Annotated in this window: 15 protein-coding genes; 8 read left to right on the top strand and 7 right to left on the bottom strand. The window is 72.2% G+C overall.

The annotated features are described in order from the left end of the window. Nucleotides 1-34: 34 nt before the first annotated feature. Nucleotides 35-841, top strand: coding sequence for an MBL fold metallo-hydrolase (locus DJ010_RS00745; RefSeq protein WP_109691723.1), 807 nt, complete (start codon nt 35-37; stop codon nt 839-841). On the opposite strand, the gene DJ010_RS00740 is transcribed toward DJ010_RS00745, so the two are convergent. Together DJ010_RS00740 and nagA are read right to left on the bottom strand one after the other, a co-directional pair. Next, nucleotides 838-2,190: a flavin monoamine oxidase family protein gene (locus DJ010_RS00740; protein ID WP_109691722.1), complete on the bottom strand. Its 1,353-nt coding sequence runs from the start codon at nt 2,188-2,190 to the stop codon at nt 838-840. The two genes, DJ010_RS00745 and DJ010_RS00740, sit on opposite strands and share 4 nt — an antisense overlap. Nucleotides 2,191-2,280: 90 nt before the next feature. Beyond that, entirely contained in the window at nt 2,281-3,423 is a 1,143-nt protein-coding gene (gene nagA, locus DJ010_RS00735) for an N-acetylglucosamine-6-phosphate deacetylase (protein WP_211318596.1), read from the bottom strand. Between the two features lie 83 nt (nt 3,424-3,506). On the opposite strand from nagA, the gene DJ010_RS00730 reads away from it, so the two are divergent. After that, nucleotides 3,507-4,823: a tryptophan 2,3-dioxygenase family protein gene (locus DJ010_RS00730; RefSeq protein WP_109691721.1), complete on the top strand. Its 1,317-nt coding sequence runs from the start codon at nt 3,507-3,509 to the stop codon at nt 4,821-4,823. On the opposite strand, the gene DJ010_RS00725 is transcribed toward DJ010_RS00730, so the two are convergent. Further along, nucleotides 4,786-5,268, bottom strand: a complete 483-nt coding sequence (locus tag DJ010_RS00725) for a nuclear transport factor 2 family protein (RefSeq protein WP_109691720.1) — start codon at nt 5,266-5,268, stop codon at nt 4,786-4,788. The two genes, DJ010_RS00730 and DJ010_RS00725, sit on opposite strands and share 38 nt — an antisense overlap. A gap of 59 nt (nt 5,269-5,327) precedes the next feature. Here DJ010_RS00725 and DJ010_RS00720 point away from each other — a divergent pair, with 59 nt between their 5' ends. The 3 genes from DJ010_RS00720 to DJ010_RS22850 all read left to right on the top strand — a co-directional run bounded on the left by DJ010_RS00720 (nt 5,328) and on the right by DJ010_RS22850 (nt 8,548). Then, nucleotides 5,328-6,515 carry an acyl-CoA dehydrogenase family protein gene (locus DJ010_RS00720; protein WP_109691719.1) on the top strand — a complete coding sequence of 396 codons (1,188 nt, stop codon included), beginning with the start codon at nt 5,328-5,330 and terminating at the stop codon, nt 6,513-6,515. Then, complete coding sequence (locus tag DJ010_RS00715) at nt 6,512-7,594, top strand: acyl-CoA dehydrogenase family protein (protein WP_109691718.1); 1,083 nt, start codon at nt 6,512-6,514, stop codon at nt 7,592-7,594. Before DJ010_RS00720 ends, DJ010_RS00715 begins: the two co-directional genes overlap by 4 nt. 120 nt (nt 7,595-7,714) lie before the next feature. Then, a complete protein-coding gene (locus DJ010_RS22850) occupies nt 7,715-8,548 on the top strand; it encodes a calcium-binding protein (RefSeq protein ID WP_109691717.1) in 834 nt (277 codons plus the stop codon). On the opposite strand, the gene DJ010_RS00705 is transcribed toward DJ010_RS22850, so the two are convergent. Further along, on the bottom strand, nt 8,538-9,179 hold the full coding sequence (locus tag DJ010_RS00705) for a DUF459 domain-containing protein (protein WP_109691716.1): 642 nt from the start codon (nt 9,177-9,179) through the stop codon (nt 8,538-8,540). The two genes, DJ010_RS22850 and DJ010_RS00705, sit on opposite strands and share 11 nt — an antisense overlap. A gap of 44 nt (nt 9,180-9,223) precedes the next feature. Further along, nucleotides 9,224-9,421 carry a hypothetical protein gene (locus tag DJ010_RS00700; protein ID WP_109691715.1) on the bottom strand — a complete coding sequence of 66 codons (198 nt, stop codon included), beginning with the start codon at nt 9,419-9,421 and terminating at the stop codon, nt 9,224-9,226. A gap of 172 nt (nt 9,422-9,593) precedes the next feature. Between DJ010_RS00700 and DJ010_RS00695 the strand changes: the two genes are divergently transcribed. From DJ010_RS00695 to DJ010_RS00685, 3 genes are all read left to right on the top strand, one after another. Next, entirely contained in the window at nt 9,594-11,306 is a 1,713-nt protein-coding gene (locus tag DJ010_RS00695) for an AMP-binding protein (RefSeq protein WP_109691714.1), read from the top strand. 11 nt (nt 11,307-11,317) lie between these two features. Then, the gene (locus DJ010_RS00690; protein WP_109691713.1) at nt 11,318-12,022 is read left to right on the top strand and encodes a class I SAM-dependent methyltransferase; all 705 of its coding nucleotides are present in this window, start codon (nt 11,318-11,320) and stop codon (nt 12,020-12,022) included. Between the two features lie 68 nt (nt 12,023-12,090). Beyond that, complete coding sequence (locus DJ010_RS00685; RefSeq protein ID WP_109691712.1) at nt 12,091-12,642, top strand: hypothetical protein; 552 nt, start codon at nt 12,091-12,093, stop codon at nt 12,640-12,642. Between the two features lie 388 nt (nt 12,643-13,030). Here DJ010_RS00685 and DJ010_RS00680 read toward each other — a convergent pair whose 3' ends face one another. Both DJ010_RS00680 and DJ010_RS00675 read right to left on the bottom strand, forming a co-directional pair. Next, nucleotides 13,031-13,324, bottom strand: coding sequence for a hypothetical protein (locus DJ010_RS00680; RefSeq protein ID WP_109691711.1), 294 nt, complete (start codon nt 13,322-13,324; stop codon nt 13,031-13,033). Further along, nucleotides 13,308-14,705: an ABC1 kinase family protein gene (locus tag DJ010_RS00675; protein ID WP_109691710.1), complete on the bottom strand. Its 1,398-nt coding sequence runs from the start codon at nt 14,703-14,705 to the stop codon at nt 13,308-13,310. Before DJ010_RS00675 ends, DJ010_RS00680 begins: the two co-directional genes overlap by 17 nt. Nucleotides 14,706-14,715 lie beyond the last annotated feature (10 nt).

The following is a 14,715-nucleotide window of genomic DNA, read 5'->3' as shown; positions in this document are numbered from 1 at the left end:
CCTGGGCAGGACTGGTGCGGGGAAGGACGGAGCGATGCTGACAGAGGTGGCGGACGGCGTGCTGGTGCACCGCAGTGAGGTGCTCAGGAACAACACGGTGGTCGTGCAGGGCACTGACGGGGTGCTGGTCGTGGACCCGGGGCTGACGGAGGTCGAGATGGCCTGCCTCGCACGCGACCTGAGCGAGCTCGGGCAACCGGTCGTCGCGGGCTTCGCGACCCACCCGGACTGGGACCACGTGCTCTGGTACGACGAGCTCGGTGACGTGCCGAGGTACGGCACCGCCGACTGCGTCGCGTTCATGGCCGACCTGCGTGCGCAGCCGGACTGGCGCGACCGGGTCGCCGAAGGCCTGCCGCCGGAGATCGCCGACGAGACCCCGCTCGACCTGTTCGGGCTGCTCACCGTCCTGCCCGAGGGCGCCACCGAGCTGCCGTGGGCCGGCCCCGTGGTCCGGGTCGTCGAGCACGCCGGCCACGCCACCGGCCACGCGGCGCTCCTGGTCGAGGGCAGCGGGGTGCTGGTCGCCGGCGACATGCTCTCCGACCTGTTCGTGCCGATGCTCGACGTCGAGGGTGCTGCCGACCCGGTCGGCGACTACCTCGCCGGGCTCGCCCGGCTCGACCAGGCGGCCGAGCGGGCCCGCGTCGTCGTACCCGGGCACGGGACCGTCGGCACCGGGGAGGAGGTGCGCCTGCGGCTGGAGCGGGACCGCGCCTACGTCCTCGCGCTGCGCGACGGCGGCGACTTCGACGACCCGCGGATCAGCACGCCCGAGACGGGCTGGGAGTGGACGACCGCCATCCACGAGGGACAGCTCGCGGCTCTGGCCCGTCGCTAGAGGACGGCCAGGACCTCGGCCGCGGTCACGCGGCCGGACCGGACCGCGCCCTCCATGTAGCCGCTCCACTCCACGGCGTGCTCCGCTCCGGCCCAGTGCACGCGCCCGACGGGCGGGCGGAGCGCGTCCCCGTGGGCCGTCCACACCCCGGGCGCGAAGTGTGCGCCGTAGCAGCCGCGGCTGAACTCCTCGGCGCTCCAGTCCTTCTCGACGTAGGAGATCGGCGCCGCCGCCGCGGGGCCGAAGTAGCGCGCGAGGCACTCGAGGACCTGCCGGCGTCGTACGTCCTCGGGGAGGCGCTGCCATCGACGGGCCTCCCCGCCCTCGACGAACCCCATCAGGATGCCGATCTCTCCGCCGGGCGGGGAGACGTCGAACGTCACCTTCACCGGGCCGCGGTCGGAGATCGCCTGGCCGTTCAGCCCGGCGTCGCGCCAGAACGGGGTGGGGTAGGAGGCGAAGCACTTCGCGACGGTGCCGGCCGGGACCTTCTGGAGGAGCTGGTCGCGCCACGGAGGAAGGAGCGGGTCGTAGTGGATCCGTCCCGCCAGTGTCGGGGGTACGGCGACCACCACCCGCCGGCCGGTGACGGTGGCGCCCGCCCGGGTCCGCACCGCGACCCCTTCGTCGTCGCTGACGATGGACGTGACCGGGCTGTCGAGCCGAATGTCGAGGCCCTCGGCCAGCCGTTGCGAGACCAGGACGGACCCGCCGACGACGCGGTCCTTCTGTGCGCCGCGGTCGGTCGCGCTCAGGGTCTCCAGGTCGCCGTTGCTGGCGGTGTAGAACAGTGTGTGGAGGAGCGACAGGTCGGCCGGGTCCGCCGCGTAGACGGCCTCGGCGAGCACCCGGAAGTAGGTGCGCCCGGTCGGCGTGCGGAGGTTGCGTCGCACCCAGGTCTCGTAGGTCTGCCCGTCGAGCACGTCCGCCCTCGGGTGCTCCCACGGTCGGGCCGGGTCCACGCCGCGGGCCAGCCGCTCGAACCGGGCGAGGCCCTGCACCAGGTCGGCGAGGGCGATCGGGTTCAGGCGCGGGACGGCGCCCTTCCTCGACGACAGCCGCGACTGCCGGCCGCCCAGGTCCAGGAGGTGGGAACCTGCGTCGTTCCAGGTGGGGAACGTCTGCAGGCCGAGCTCGGCCACGAGGCGGTACATCTCGGTGTGCCCCTCGCCGATCCAGGTGCCGCCCAGCTCGACCGGATGGCCGTCCACCACGCCGCCCTCGGTCCGCCCGCCGACGCGGTCGCGGGCCTCGAGCACGGTCACGGTGCGGCCGGCGGCGACCAGGGCGCGGGCGGCTGTCAGGCCCGCGAGTCCGGCCCCGACCACCACCACGTCGACGTCGGCCATCGTCACCTCCAGGAAGTCTCCGGAACCGTTGATCGGGAGCGTACGACCGTCGGAGCCCGATCGGAGCCCGATCGGGGCCCCGGATCGTGGCTAGCGCGGGTCGCCGACCCAGCGCCCGCGGTGCAGGACGCGGGTGACCTCCAGGTCGTCGTCGAGCACGACCAGGTCGGCGCGGTGGCCGGGCCGCAGCGCGCCGACGCGGTCCAGCCCCAGCATCGCGGCGGGGGTGGCGGTGGCGGCGCGGACGGCGTCCTCGAGGGGGAGTCCGACCTCGCGCACGGTGTAGCGCACGGCGGCCGCCATGGTGAGGGTCGAGCCCGCGATCGCTCCGGAGCCGGCGAGCCGGGCGACGCCGTCGGCGACCTCGACGACCAGCCGGCCGAGCCGGTAGCGGCCCTCGGCCGCGGCGGCGGCGGCCATCGCGTCGGTGATGAGCACGATCCGCTGCGGCTTGGCGTCGGCCGCGAGCCGCAGGGCGGCGGGGTGCACGTGGACGCCGTCGGCGACCAGCTCGACATAGGCGTCGGGGTGCTCGAGCAGCGCCGCCACCGGGCCGGGCTCGCGGTGGTGCAGTCCCCGCATCGCGTTGAAGAGGTGGGTGCCGAGCGTCGCGCCGGCGTCGAGCGCGGCGCGCGTCTGGTCGTAGGTGGCGTCGGTGTGCCCGATGGCGGCGGCCACCCCGGCCGCGGCGAGGCGACCGACCGCGTCGAGACCGCCGGGGCGCTCGGGGGCGAGGGTGACCAACCGGACGTGGCCACGACCCGCTGTGAGCAGCGCGTCCACCGCGGCCGGGGTCGCGTCGGCGAGGAGGGCCGGGTCGTGGGCGCCGGCGTGGCTCGAGCTCAGCCACGGGCCCTCGAGGTGGATGCCGGCGAGCAGCCCGTCGTCGGCGACGTCGGCGAGCCGCTCCACCGATGACACCAACGTCTCCTGGTCGGCGCTGACGAGGCTGGCGAGCATCGTGGTGGTGCCGTGCCGCAGGTGCGCCCGGACGGCGGTCGCCGCGTCGTCCGTCGTACCGCCGTCGAACGAGGCACCGCCGCCGCCGTGGTTGTGCACGTCGACGAACCCGGGCGTCACGGTTGCACCCGCCCCCGACTCCGACAGCGCGACGTCCGGTGGGGCCGGAGGGGCACCCGCGCCGACCTCCGCGATCACGTCGCCGTCGACACGGATCCAGCCCGGCGTCAGCACCTGATCCGGAGTGACGACCCGGTCGGCGGATACCAGCACCCGCGGAAGCCTACGGCGTGGCCGGGATCGAGCGCCGCACCACGGTGCTGGACACGGCCGCACAACAGGATCACTGTGGGCTCGTGGCGGAAAGCACGGCCGAGCAGGCGCTGCGGGCCGCGGTCGAGAGCAGTTGCTCGATCCGGGTCTCCCGGGACGCGGCGGCCGCGTTCCTGAGCAGCGAGCTCGACCACTGGCTTGACCCGTCGGTGCCGTACGACGAGCTCGACGGACTGGTCCTCGCGCGCCTGGTCACCCACGAGGTGCGCTGGGTCGGCAAGCACTTCCTGGCCCGCGACCGGCTGGAGCGGCTCGCGGTCGTCCGCGACCGGTACGCCGGCCGCGACCCCTACCTCGACGCGTTCCTCGACTGCATCCTCGACAAGCACGAGGGGCGCTACTGGAACCGGACCTACCTCTCGCTGCCGGTGCTGCAGGTGCTGCTGGCCGAGGGCGGCCTCCCGCCGACGATCCTCGCCGCCCTGCTCGCCGCGGACATCGCGCGCTACGAGCTGTGCGCCGCGCACCGGTGCACGGAGGTGTCGCCAGTGGGTCGCCCCGATCCGCGCACGCTGCGCACCCGGTTGCGTCACGCGCACCGGTTCATGACGTCGCACCTGGGCGGTGAGTCCTCCCATGAGCTGCTCGCCGCCATCGCGCACGAACCCGAGTCGGACCTGCCGCACCTGCTGCTCCAGCTCCCGGCCCAACCGAACGCGCGGGCCACCGAGTGGCTCGAGCTCGCGCTCCAACCCGTCTCGACGGTCCACGACGAGTACTTCTTCATGCGGGTGCTCCAGGCCCACGAGATGGCCTTCACCGGGATGGTCCAGCGGATGCGTGCGGCCGTCGTCGCTGTCCGGGCCGCCCGCCTCGACGACGCGGCCGTCGTGCTGGAGGACGTCGTGGCGATCATGGACCGCAACGCGACGCTGTTCCGGATGGTGGCGACCATGCGCTACGAGGCGTTCCACACCTTCCGCGAGTTCACCGACGGAGCGAGCGCCATCCAGTCCGAGCAGTACAAGCGGTTCGAGGCGCTGTGCGGCCTGCCGCCGGCCGACCGGCTGGGCTCACCGGCCTACGAGAGCGTGCCGGTGGTCGACGCGGAGGTCCGCGGCGGGCAGGACACGATGACCGACGCCTACCGCGATGCGTGCTCCGTCGGCAGCGATCGCGAGAAGGTCGCCGCGATCGGGGTCCTGCTGCGCCGGCTCGAGGAGAGCCACCACCGGTGGAAGTCGACCCACGTCACCCTCGCGACCCGGATGCTCGGGGACGCGCGCGGCTCCGGCCACACGACCGGCGTCGGCTATCTCCAGGGGTGGGTCGACCACCGGCTGTTCTGGGCGCTGCCGGAGCTCAGTGAGCCAGGTCGGGGTCCCACCGGTTCGCGATGAGCTTGAAGCTCGGGGTGTCCTTGAGCGAGGTCATGGCCTCGTAGATCCGCTCGTAGCGGGTCGAGGTGATCCGCCACTTGCCGTCGGGGTCCCTGCGGTACTCGTCCTGGTAGTAGCCGCCGCCGCGGATCTGCACCTCGAACGCGGGCACGATCACCGTGTCCTCGAAGCCCCACGACCCGGTCGCGGTGTCGCCGTCGACCGCGATCTCCGGGTGGCTGGCGATGTGGATCGAGATGATGTCGGTGCCGAGGTTGCCCGACATGAACTCCACGACGTCGGCCCGGTTGTCGAAGTGGAGTGGTTTGTCCATCGCCTGGGTGCCGTAGCGGGCGACGACGTCCTCGGCCAGGCAGTCGCCGAACTCGTCCCACTGCTTCAGGTCGAGGGTCCGGAAGTAGCGGTACTTGAGCTGGCGGATTTCTTCGATCGCGGCGAGGTCCATGGCGAGACTCTAGAACGTGTTCTAGTTTCCGGGAAGGGCCTGCCCTCTAGGGTTCCAGGGTGACCATCGACGAGCTGCGCGAGCGGGTCCGCGAACTCCTGGCCGACCACGACCCCGCGACGACGGACCGGCTGGAGTTCCTCCGGGCGCGGTACGACGCCGGCCTGGCCTGGGTGCACTACCCGGTCGGGCACGGTGGGCTGGGATTGGACCAGTCCTGGCACTCCGAGGTCGAGCGGCTGCTAGCCGAGGCGGGCGCGCCGGACAACAACCCGCGCGCGATCGGCATCGGGCTCGGCATGGCCGCGCCCACGATCCTCGCGTTCGGCACCGAGGATCAGAAGCAGCGCTTCCTGCGGCCGCTGTGGACCGGCGAGGAGGTGTGGTGCCAGCTCTTCAGCGAGCCCGGCGCCGGCTCCGACCTTGCGGCGCTGGCGACCCGGGCGGTGCCCGACGGCGACGGCTGGCGGGTCAACGGCCAGAAGGTGTGGACCTCGAGCGCGCACACCGCGCGGTTCGCGATCCTCGTCGCGCGCACCGATCCCGACGTCCCGAAGCACCGGGGCCTGACCTACTTCCTCTGCGACATGACCGACCCCGGCGTCGACGTACGACCGCTGCGGCAGATCACCGGCGAGGCCGAGTTCAACGAGGTCTTCCTCACCGACGTCTGGATCCCCGACACCCAGCGGCTCGGCGACGTCGGCCAGGGCTGGGCGGTGGCCAACGCGACCCTCAACAACGAGCGGGTCGCGATCGGCGGCCGGGAAGCACCCCGGGAGGGCGGCATGGCCGGCGTCGTCGCCGACGTCTGGCGCGACCGGCCGGAGCTGCGGACCCCGGCGCTGCACGACCGGCTGCTGTCGCTGTGGGTCGAGAGCGAGGTGGCACGGCTGACCGGCGCCCGGCTCCGCCAGAAGCTCGCTCAGGGCCAGCCCGGACCGGAGGGTGCGGCGATGAAGCTGACCTTCGCCCGGCTCAACCAGGAGCTGTCCGGTCTCGAGGTCGAGCTGCTCGGCGAGGAGGGCCTGCGCTACGAGAGCGACCGGGGCTGGACGATGGTCCGTCCGGACGAGGTCGACTTCACCGGACGTGACGCCGGCTACCGCTACCTGCGCGCGAAGGGCAACTCGATCGAGGGCGGCACGTCGGAGATCCTCCGCAACATCGTTGCCGAGCGGGTCCTCGGCCTGCCCGGCGAGCACCGCGTCGACAAGGACGTGCCCTGGAAGGAGATCCCGCGATGAGCGAGGTGGACCTGCTCTACACAGACGTCGAGGACGACCTCCGCGTCACCGTCCGCGACCTCCTCGCCGGCCGGTGCGACCCGGCCGCCGTCACCGCGATGTACGACGGCGACCGGTCGGTCGTCGGCGACCTCTGGTCCACGCTCGCCGCCGACCTCGGCCTCGCCGGGCTGCTGGTGCCCGAGGAGCGCGGCGGGCACGGCGCGTCGGCTCGGGAGGCCGCCGCGGTGCTCGAGGAGCTCGGCCAGGCGGTGGCGCCGGTCCCGTTCCTCACCAGTGCCGTCATCGCCACCAGCGCGCTGGTGGGCTCGGACGCCGCGCTGCTGACCGAGCTGGCGGCGGGGGAGCGCACGGCAGCGCTCGTCGTGCCCTGGTCGACGCCACCGGACGGTGTGCTCCCGGCGGTGGCGCTCTCCGACGGCCGGCTCACGGGCACCGTCACCAGCGTGGCCGGCGCGGTCGAGGCCGACGTGCTGCTGGTCCTCGACGGCGACGGTGGCGCGCTGCACGCCGTACCCGTCTCTGCTGCGACGGTGACCGCGGTGAGCTCCCTCGACATGTCCCGGCAGCTCGCCGACGTCACCTTCGAGGGCGCTGCCGGCCAGGTCGTCGTCGCCGACGCCGAGGCCGCGGTGCGGCGCGGGCTCGACCTGGGCGCTGCCCTGCTTTCCTCGGAGCAGCTCGGCGTCGCCCGCTGGTGCCTCACGACCACGATCGCCTACCTCAAGGACCGTCGGCAGTTCGGCCGCGTCGTCGGGGGGTTCCAGGCGCTCAAGCACCGGCTGGCCGACCTCTACACCGAGGTGGAGTCGGCGGCCGCGGCAGCCCGCTACGCCGCCGCGACGGCGGCCAACGGCGACCCCGACGCCGTCGTCGCCGCAGCGGTGGCGCAGTCGTACTGCTCGGACGTCGCCGTGCACGCGGCCGAGGAGGCGGTCCAGCTGCACGGCGGCATCGGCATGACCTGGGAGCACCCTGCCCACCTCTACCTCAAGCGCGCGAAGGCCGACGAGGTCGCGCTCGGCACACCCGGAAGGCACCGCGCCCGGCTCGCGAACCTGGTGGACCTGCCTGCCTGACCGCGCACATCGGTCGGTCCGACCCTCTCGCCTGGTGCCGAAGGACTAGAGCCGCCTGACGGGCGGCCAGGAAGCAGGCGAAGCGCAGCGCGGCGGCCCGTGGGCACCGAGCCTGGAGGCATGTCACGCCGACTTCTCACCGCCGCCGTGGCGGTCGTCGCTGCCGCCGCCGGCGCTGCGACGGCTCTTGCCCAGGGGCCGGCCGCCGGGCGGGGCACGCCGCCGCTCGGTCCGGGCACCGCGGGCCCGCCGTACAGCTACACGACCGAGCTGATGGGCGGCACCGCCCTGCTGCCCCTGCCCGACCAGGCGGCGCTCACCCGGACCGAGCACGGCTACCGCTTCCGCGCCGGCCAGCAGGACAGCGACCTGGAGATCACGCTCGTCGACGGCGCGCTGCGCTTCGTCGACCGCGGCACCCAGCGCTTCCGCAAGCTGGCGCCGATCTGTCGCGAGGAGAAGGTGCCCACCGGGGTCGCCGCCGTGTGCCCGATCGCCAAGCGGGCGGACGCCGCCCGGCCGGTGCTCGTCGAGTTCTGGCCGCGGCTGGGGGACGACAGTCTCGACGCCTCCACGCTGCCCGACTCCGTCGCGGTGACGATGCTGGGCGACGCCGGCCACGACGTCGCCCGGTTCGGGGCCGGCCCGGACTTCTTCAACGGCCACACCGGCATCGATCAGGTCTGGGGTGGCGCCGGCAACGACTGGATCCGCACTGGCAAGGACGACGACCTGGCATGGGGTGGCCCGGGCGACGACCAGCTCGTCGGCATCGACGGTCGGGACACCTTCTACGGCGAGGAGGGCGACGACCTGGTGGGCGGCGGTGTCGGCAACGACACCCTCGACGGCGGTCCCGGCGCGGACCTGGTCCGGTGCGAGGGCGGCTCCGACTCGGTGCGGACCGACGGGGCCGACCGGCTCCGGTCGTGCGAGAAGGTCGTCAGGTCCTGACGGCGTACGGCGCGAGCAGCGGCCGCAGCACCTCGGCCCACGCCAGGTAGCCGGCCGGCGTCAGGTGGAGGTTGTCCCGCGAGAGCTCCCGGCGGATCGCCTCCCCGGTGGTGTCGACGAACGCCGGCCAGAGGTCGACGTACTGTGCGCCGTGCTGGGCCGCGACCTCCTGGTAGCCCTCGTTGATCGCCCTGATCCGCGCCGCGAAGTGGGAGGTCCGGGGCAGGACGCTGTTGACGAGGAGCAGCGCGTCGGGCGCGGCCTCGCGGATCCGCCGCACGATCTCGTTGGTCCGCGCCACGACCTGGTCGGTCGCGCGCATCTCCCGCGGCCCGTGGATGTCGTTGGTCCCGATCATGAGCGAGACGGCGACCGGCTCGTTGATCGCGGAGTCGACGCGCTCGAGGAGGTCGTAGGTCGCCTCGCCGCCGATGCCGCGGTTCGACGTCAGCAGGTCGGGGAAGAGGTCGGGCCACATCCCGCCCTCGGTGATGCTGTCACCGAGGAAGACCACGCGGCCCTCGGCGGTGCCGACCGTCTCGAAGAGACGCCGGCGCGCGGCCCCGACCCGGCCCTTCACCAGCGGGCGCACCATCGGGACGAGGACGCTGTAGGTCCGGTCGGTGTTCATCGGCCAGCACCCTAGCGGTGCCGCCGGCGCGCCGGACGAGGAGCTCAGGCGTTGAAGGTGAGGGCCGCGATGACCTTGTCCTGGATGTCCTTGCCCAGCGCGAGCAGCTCGTTGGCGGTGGCGGTGACCTGGTCGACGACGTCGCCCGGGGTGGGCACCAGGTCGATCGCGACCTGCACCCCCTTGGCGACGATCTCCTGGCCCTTGACGGCCGTGGCGGCGAGGTCGGGAAGCTCGGGCATGGGAACTCCTGGAGGGATGAGCGACTGCTGCCGTCAAGGGGAGCACGGTGCGCCGGGGGACCTCAAGGTGGCGGCGCGGTGGTGGTGCTCACACGAGGGTCGCCGGGGTCATGGAAATGTTAACCGCCAGTAACCGTTGCACCGTGACAGTCGCACTGTCAGCATTCGCCCCATGACCGCTGACGCCCCTGAGGCCACCCTGCCCGCGCCCTCCGAGCTGCTCGCGGTGGCGAGCCTGTGTGAGGCATTCCAGAACACGGTGGCTAGGACCCCGGACGCGGTCGCCCTCCGCACTCCCGGCGGCGCGACCGAGATCACCTGGCGTGAGTACGGCGAGCGCGTGGAGCGCATCGCCGGGGGACTCGCCGCGCTGGGGGTCAAGCCCGGCGACACCGTCGGCATCATGCTGGTGAACCGACCCGAGTTCGCGCTGGTCGACAACGCCGCCCTGCACCTGGGCGCGACGCCGTTCTCGATCTACAACACCTCCTCGCCGGAGCAGATCTCCTACCTGTTCGGAAACGCGGGCAACACGATCTGCGTCACCGAGCAGGCGTTCCTCGAGCAGGTCCGGAGCGCCGACTCCGGGGTCGAGACGTTCATCAGCGTCGACGGAGGCGAGGGCGCCATCTCGCTCGCCGAGCTCGAGGGCACCCCGGCGCCCGAAGGGTTCGACTTCGAGGCGTCGTGGCGCGCCGTCGGGCCCGACGACGTCATCACGCTCATCTACACCTCCGGCACCACCGGCCCGCCGAAGGGCGTGGAGCTCACCCACGGCGGCATCCTGGCGCAGCTGGCGATGACGTCCGCCGCGCTGCCGCCGCAGGCAGGGGACCGCTCGACGTCGTACCTCCCCTCGGCGCACATCGCCGACCGCTGGGCCTCCCACTACACCGGGATGACGTTCGGCCCCACGATGACCTACGTCCCCGACCCGAAGGCCGTCGTCGGTGCGCTCGGCGAGGTCAAGCCGACCGTCTGGGGAGCGGTGCCGCGCGTCTGGGAGAAGATCAAGGCCGCGCTCGAGGCCAACGGCATCACCGACCCCTCGGTCCTGCCGGAGGAGACCAAGGCCGGCGTCCGCGGGCTCATCGGCCTCGACGAGATGCGGTGGTCGGTGTCCGGGGCCGCGCCGATCGCGCCCGAGGTGCTCGAGTACTTCGGTGCTCTCGGCATCACGATCGCCGAGCTCTGGGGCATGTCCGAGCTCTCCTGCTGCGCCACCGTCAACCCGCTCGACGACATCCGGGTCGGCACCGTCGGCAAGGCGCTGCCGGGGGTCGAGCTCAAGCTGGCCGAGGACGGCGAGCTGCTGGTCCGCGCCGCGACGGTGATGAAGGGCTACCGCAACGAGCCGCAGAAGACCGCCGAGACCATCGACAGCGACGGCTTCCTCCACACCGGCGACATCGCCACCATCGACGACGACGGCTACGTCCGGATCGTCGACCGCAAGAAGGAGCTGATCATCAACGCGGCCGGCAAGAACATGTCGCCGGCCAACATCGAACAGGTCGTCAAGGCGTCCCACGCCCTCATCGGCCAGGCCGTCGTCATCGGCGACGCCCGCCCCTACAACGTGGCGCTCCTCGTGCTCGACCCCGACGTCTGCGCGGCGTACGCCGAGAAGGCGGGCCTGCCCGACGGCTCTGCCACCGCCCTCGCCGACGACCCGGGCGTCCGGGCCGTCATCGCCCAGGCGATCGAGGAGGCGAACGCCCGGCTGTCCCGGGTGGAGCAGATCAAGAAGTACCGGATCCTCGCCACCGACTGGCTCCCCGGCGGCGACGAGCTGACCCCCACCATGAAGCTCAAGCGCAAGCCGATCGGCGCCAAGTACGCCGACGTGATCGAGGAGCTCTACGCGGAGGGTGCGCCGGAGTAGTCCGCGGGCCCGTGCCACGGCCCACGGACGACCCGACCGCGCACGCGAAGGAGCGTGCCTGGCGCGAGCTCGCGACGATCGACGAGGAGCTGTCGGCCGGAACGATCGACGAAGAGGAGTGGCACCGCCGGGTGCTGATGATCGTCGAGCCGGCCTACCTCGGCGCTGAGACCCCGCAAGGTCAGTCGGGGCACAGCGGTGACGCGGAGCGGTGGGAGCGCGCGCGGCGACTCGTCCTCGACGCCGTCGATCGAAACGGCACCTTCCTCGACATCGGCTGCGCCAACGGCCTCCTGATGGAGTCCGTCGCCGGCTGGGCGGCGGAGGACGGCCGCACGCTCGCGCCGTACGGACTCGACATCTCCGCAGCCCTATCCGACCTCGCCCGGGAACGACTCCCGCACTGGGCGGACCGGATCTGGACCGGCAACGCGATGTCCTTCGACCCGCCGCGCCGGTTCACCTACGTGCGGACGGGGCTCGACTACGTGCCGGCACGGCGGCGCGCCGAGTACCTGGCGCACCTGATGACGGCCTACGTCGAGCCGGATGGTCGCTTGATCATTGGCACGTACAACGAGGAGTCGGGCTCGGAGAGCCTCTGCGACGAGGTCGCGAGGTGGGGTCACGTCATCTCTGGCCGAAGCTCCCGGTCGCACCGGGTCGATGGCCTCTCCTACAAGGTCTTCTGGATCGATCAGGTGGCCCAGCAGTAGCCTGCCTCAGATCCGTGCTGCGTCGTCGGACGACGGCAGGCAGATGTCTCGGGAAGGCAGGTTGGAGCGTGCGCAGCATCGCGGCAGCCGCGGTGGTCACGATCTTCGCAGCTGCCTCCGCCTGCGCGGCGCCCGGCAACGGGTTCGGAGAAGGAGAGGACGCCATGGCCCCTGAGCGGTTCACGATCGTGCCCGACGACTACCACGTCCCCTATGCCGGCACGGCCGAGGACGGGCGGAGGTTCTTCCTGAGCGACGAGCTCTTCGACCATGGTGCGCGGAACGGCAAGAAGACGTCGGGATTCGTCGGCCTCTTCCTCTGGGAAGCGGACGGCAGCTTCGACGAGGTCCGAGTCGATCCGGTCGCGGGGCAGGACGACGTGCCACCAGGTCAGGCGGCCAGTGCCGGCGCGGACGACCTCGTGGCCGAACGGCTCCGGCAGCTCGGCGACTACACGCTGGAGCCGATCACGGTCGAGCCCTTCACGACCGAGGTCGACGGTGTGACGTTCGGCTGGGAAGTCGGGCAGTACGACGACGGCACCTGGTTCATCACCATCGCTCCTGGCGACTTCATCTCCTACTACGAGCCGTTCGACGGCCTGCAGTACGACACCTGACCGCAGGGCAAACCCCGCTCCCTCCACGCGGTCGTCCACAGTCGGGGAAGGGGCGCGTGTGGGTCGTTCCAGCGGCGGGGAGCAGGTCTGCATGTCCCTGCGCATCGATGCCCGCGCCCTCGACCACCTGAGCTGGCTCCAGCACGGCGTGATCGCGCGGCGCCAGCTCGTCGAGGCGGGGGCGACCGACAACGACATCGAGCGCTGGGTACGCAGACGGCAGCTCGCGGATCGGCCAGATCCTTCGACGCAGGGGCTGGCGCAGGGAGTTCCGCCGTTGTCCCCGCTGCGATCCGCGTTAGGTCGCGATCTACTGGCACCAGGTGCCGGTAGATCGCGCGTCAAGCCTTCGATCGACCACCGCGGCCGCGGGATCAGCCGGCCACTCTCAGCTCTCCGCGTCGTCCGCCTTCTCCATCCGCCGCACCTGCGTCTCCAGCCGGTCGAGCCGGTCGGTGATGTCGCCGAGGGCGTCGGAGAGGCTCTTGATGCGGCGCTCGAGCTTGGCGAGGTCCGCGGCGGTCGGGAGGTTGAGCGCGGCGAGGGTGGCCTCCTGCGCCCGGACGGTGCGGTCGCGCAGGGCGGAGGCCTCGGTGAGCAGTCGCTGGGTCAGCGGCTGGTCGACTAGTGGCTCGAGCGCCTTGGTGACCTGTTCGGAGACCTGCTCAAACGGTGTGGACATTGCCGACCTCTCGATCCCATTCCAGCTGGAGGCGTCCCAGCTCGGTCGCCGGCGGGTCGCCGTAGACCCACTCGCGGGCGACCCGGTGCAGGTTGATGCGGGGGCTCAGCTGTCCGATGACGGCTGACAGCTGGGCCTCCGCGCGGGTGCGGAACGCGTGCTCGGCCGGGAGGTTCTGCTTGAGGGCGAACCGGTACTCCGGCCGACGCGGGTCGGCGAACCTGGCGGCGACGGCGTTGACCCGGCGGGAGGTGATCTCGACCTCCTCGTCGGTGAAGTACCACCAGCCGGCGGTCACCGTGTGCCGCAGCAGCTCCTCGGCGTCGGTGCCCTCGAAGTCGGGCACGAAGCCGCGCTCGTGACCGATCCGCAGCACGGCCTCGGCGTCGCGCTCGAAGCCGGCGCGCAGCCCGGCCAGCTCGGCCTCGGCATCCTCGGCGGTCACCCGCTTGAAGAGCCCGAAGTCGAGGAAGGCCAGGGTGCCGTCGGCGAGGACCAGGGAGTTCCCGGGGTGCGGGTCGCCGCTGTACATGTGCAGCCGGTAGGGCGTGCCGGAGTAGAACCGGAACAGGATCTCCGAGACCCGGTTGCGGGTCGCCAGGTCGGCGTCGTACACGCTGCTCAACGGCTTGCCGTCGACCCACTCGGTGGTGAGCACGCGCTCGCCGGAGAGCTCGCGGATCACCCTCGGGATGCGGATGAACGGGTGGCCGTTGTAGGCGCTGGCCACCATCCGGGTGTTGTTGGCCTCGAGCTCGTAGTCGAGCTCCTCGAGGACCCGGGCCTCGAGCTCGCTCGCGAGCTGCTGGACGTCGAGACCCTCGTGGACGGTCCTGCCGTAGACCTTCATGAAGAGGCTGAGGTTCTTCAGGTCGGCGCGGACCGCGGTGTCAATGCCGGGGTACTGCACCTTGACCGCCACCTGGCGGCCGTCGTGCAGCACCGCCCGGTAGACCTGGCCGATGGAGGCCGCCGCGACCGGCGTCTCGTCGAACTCCTGGAACGCCGAGCCGAGCCGCTCGCCGAGGTCCCTCTCGATCTGCTTGCGCATCTTGGCCCAGGGGACCTTGGGGGCGTTGTCCTGCAGCTGCGCGAGCTTGGCCTGGAACTCCTCGCGGTGGCTCGGGGGGATCAGCCCGCCGTCGAGCATCGACAGGGTCTGGCCGAGCTTCTGCGCCGCACCCCGCATCGTGCCGAGCACGGCGACCAGTCGTTCGGCCAGCTCCAGGTTGCGGGCCTCGATCGCCTCCGCGGCCTTCTCCTCGGAGCGGAAGGCGTTGGCCGCACGCGTGCCCGCGTGCTTGGCCGCCTGACCGGCGGCGAGGCCGCCCAGCTGGGCGAGCCGGCCGGCGCGGGAGGTTCGGGTCTTCTTCGGCGGCACCTCCGGATGC

Source organism: Nocardioides silvaticus (assembly GCF_003160695.1).
Classification (GTDB): Bacteria; Actinomycetota; Actinomycetes; order Propionibacteriales; family Nocardioidaceae; genus Nocardioides; species Nocardioides silvaticus.
The sequence above is the reverse complement of the archived record's forward strand: the minus strand, read 5'-3'. Positions and strand labels throughout refer to the sequence as shown.

What these genes read in the sequence shown, in the direction of transcription:
- DJ010_RS00745 (WP_109691723.1), top strand. Translation starts at nt 35, where the DNA reads ATGCTGACAGAGGTGGCGGACGGCGTGCTGGTGCACCGCAGTGAGGTG.
- DJ010_RS00740 (WP_109691722.1), bottom strand. Translation starts at nt 2,190, where the DNA reads ATGGCCGACGTCGACGTGGTGGTGGTCGGGGCCGGACTCGCGGGCCTG.
- DJ010_RS00725 (WP_109691720.1), bottom strand. Translation starts at nt 5,268, where the DNA reads ATGGACCTCGCCGCGATCGAAGAAATCCGCCAGCTCAAGTACCGCTAC.
- DJ010_RS00715 (WP_109691718.1), top strand. Translation starts at nt 6,512, where the DNA reads ATGAGCGAGGTGGACCTGCTCTACACAGACGTCGAGGACGACCTCCGC.
- DJ010_RS22850 (WP_109691717.1), top strand. Translation starts at nt 7,715, where the DNA reads ATGTCACGCCGACTTCTCACCGCCGCCGTGGCGGTCGTCGCTGCCGCC.
- DJ010_RS00705 (WP_109691716.1), bottom strand. Translation starts at nt 9,179, where the DNA reads ATGAACACCGACCGGACCTACAGCGTCCTCGTCCCGATGGTGCGCCCG.
- DJ010_RS00700 (WP_109691715.1), bottom strand. Translation starts at nt 9,421, where the DNA reads ATGCCCGAGCTTCCCGACCTCGCCGCCACGGCCGTCAAGGGCCAGGAG.
- DJ010_RS00695 (WP_109691714.1), top strand. Translation starts at nt 9,594, where the DNA reads ATGACCGCTGACGCCCCTGAGGCCACCCTGCCCGCGCCCTCCGAGCTG.
- DJ010_RS00680 (WP_109691711.1), bottom strand. Translation starts at nt 13,324, where the DNA reads ATGTCCACACCGTTTGAGCAGGTCTCCGAACAGGTCACCAAGGCGCTC.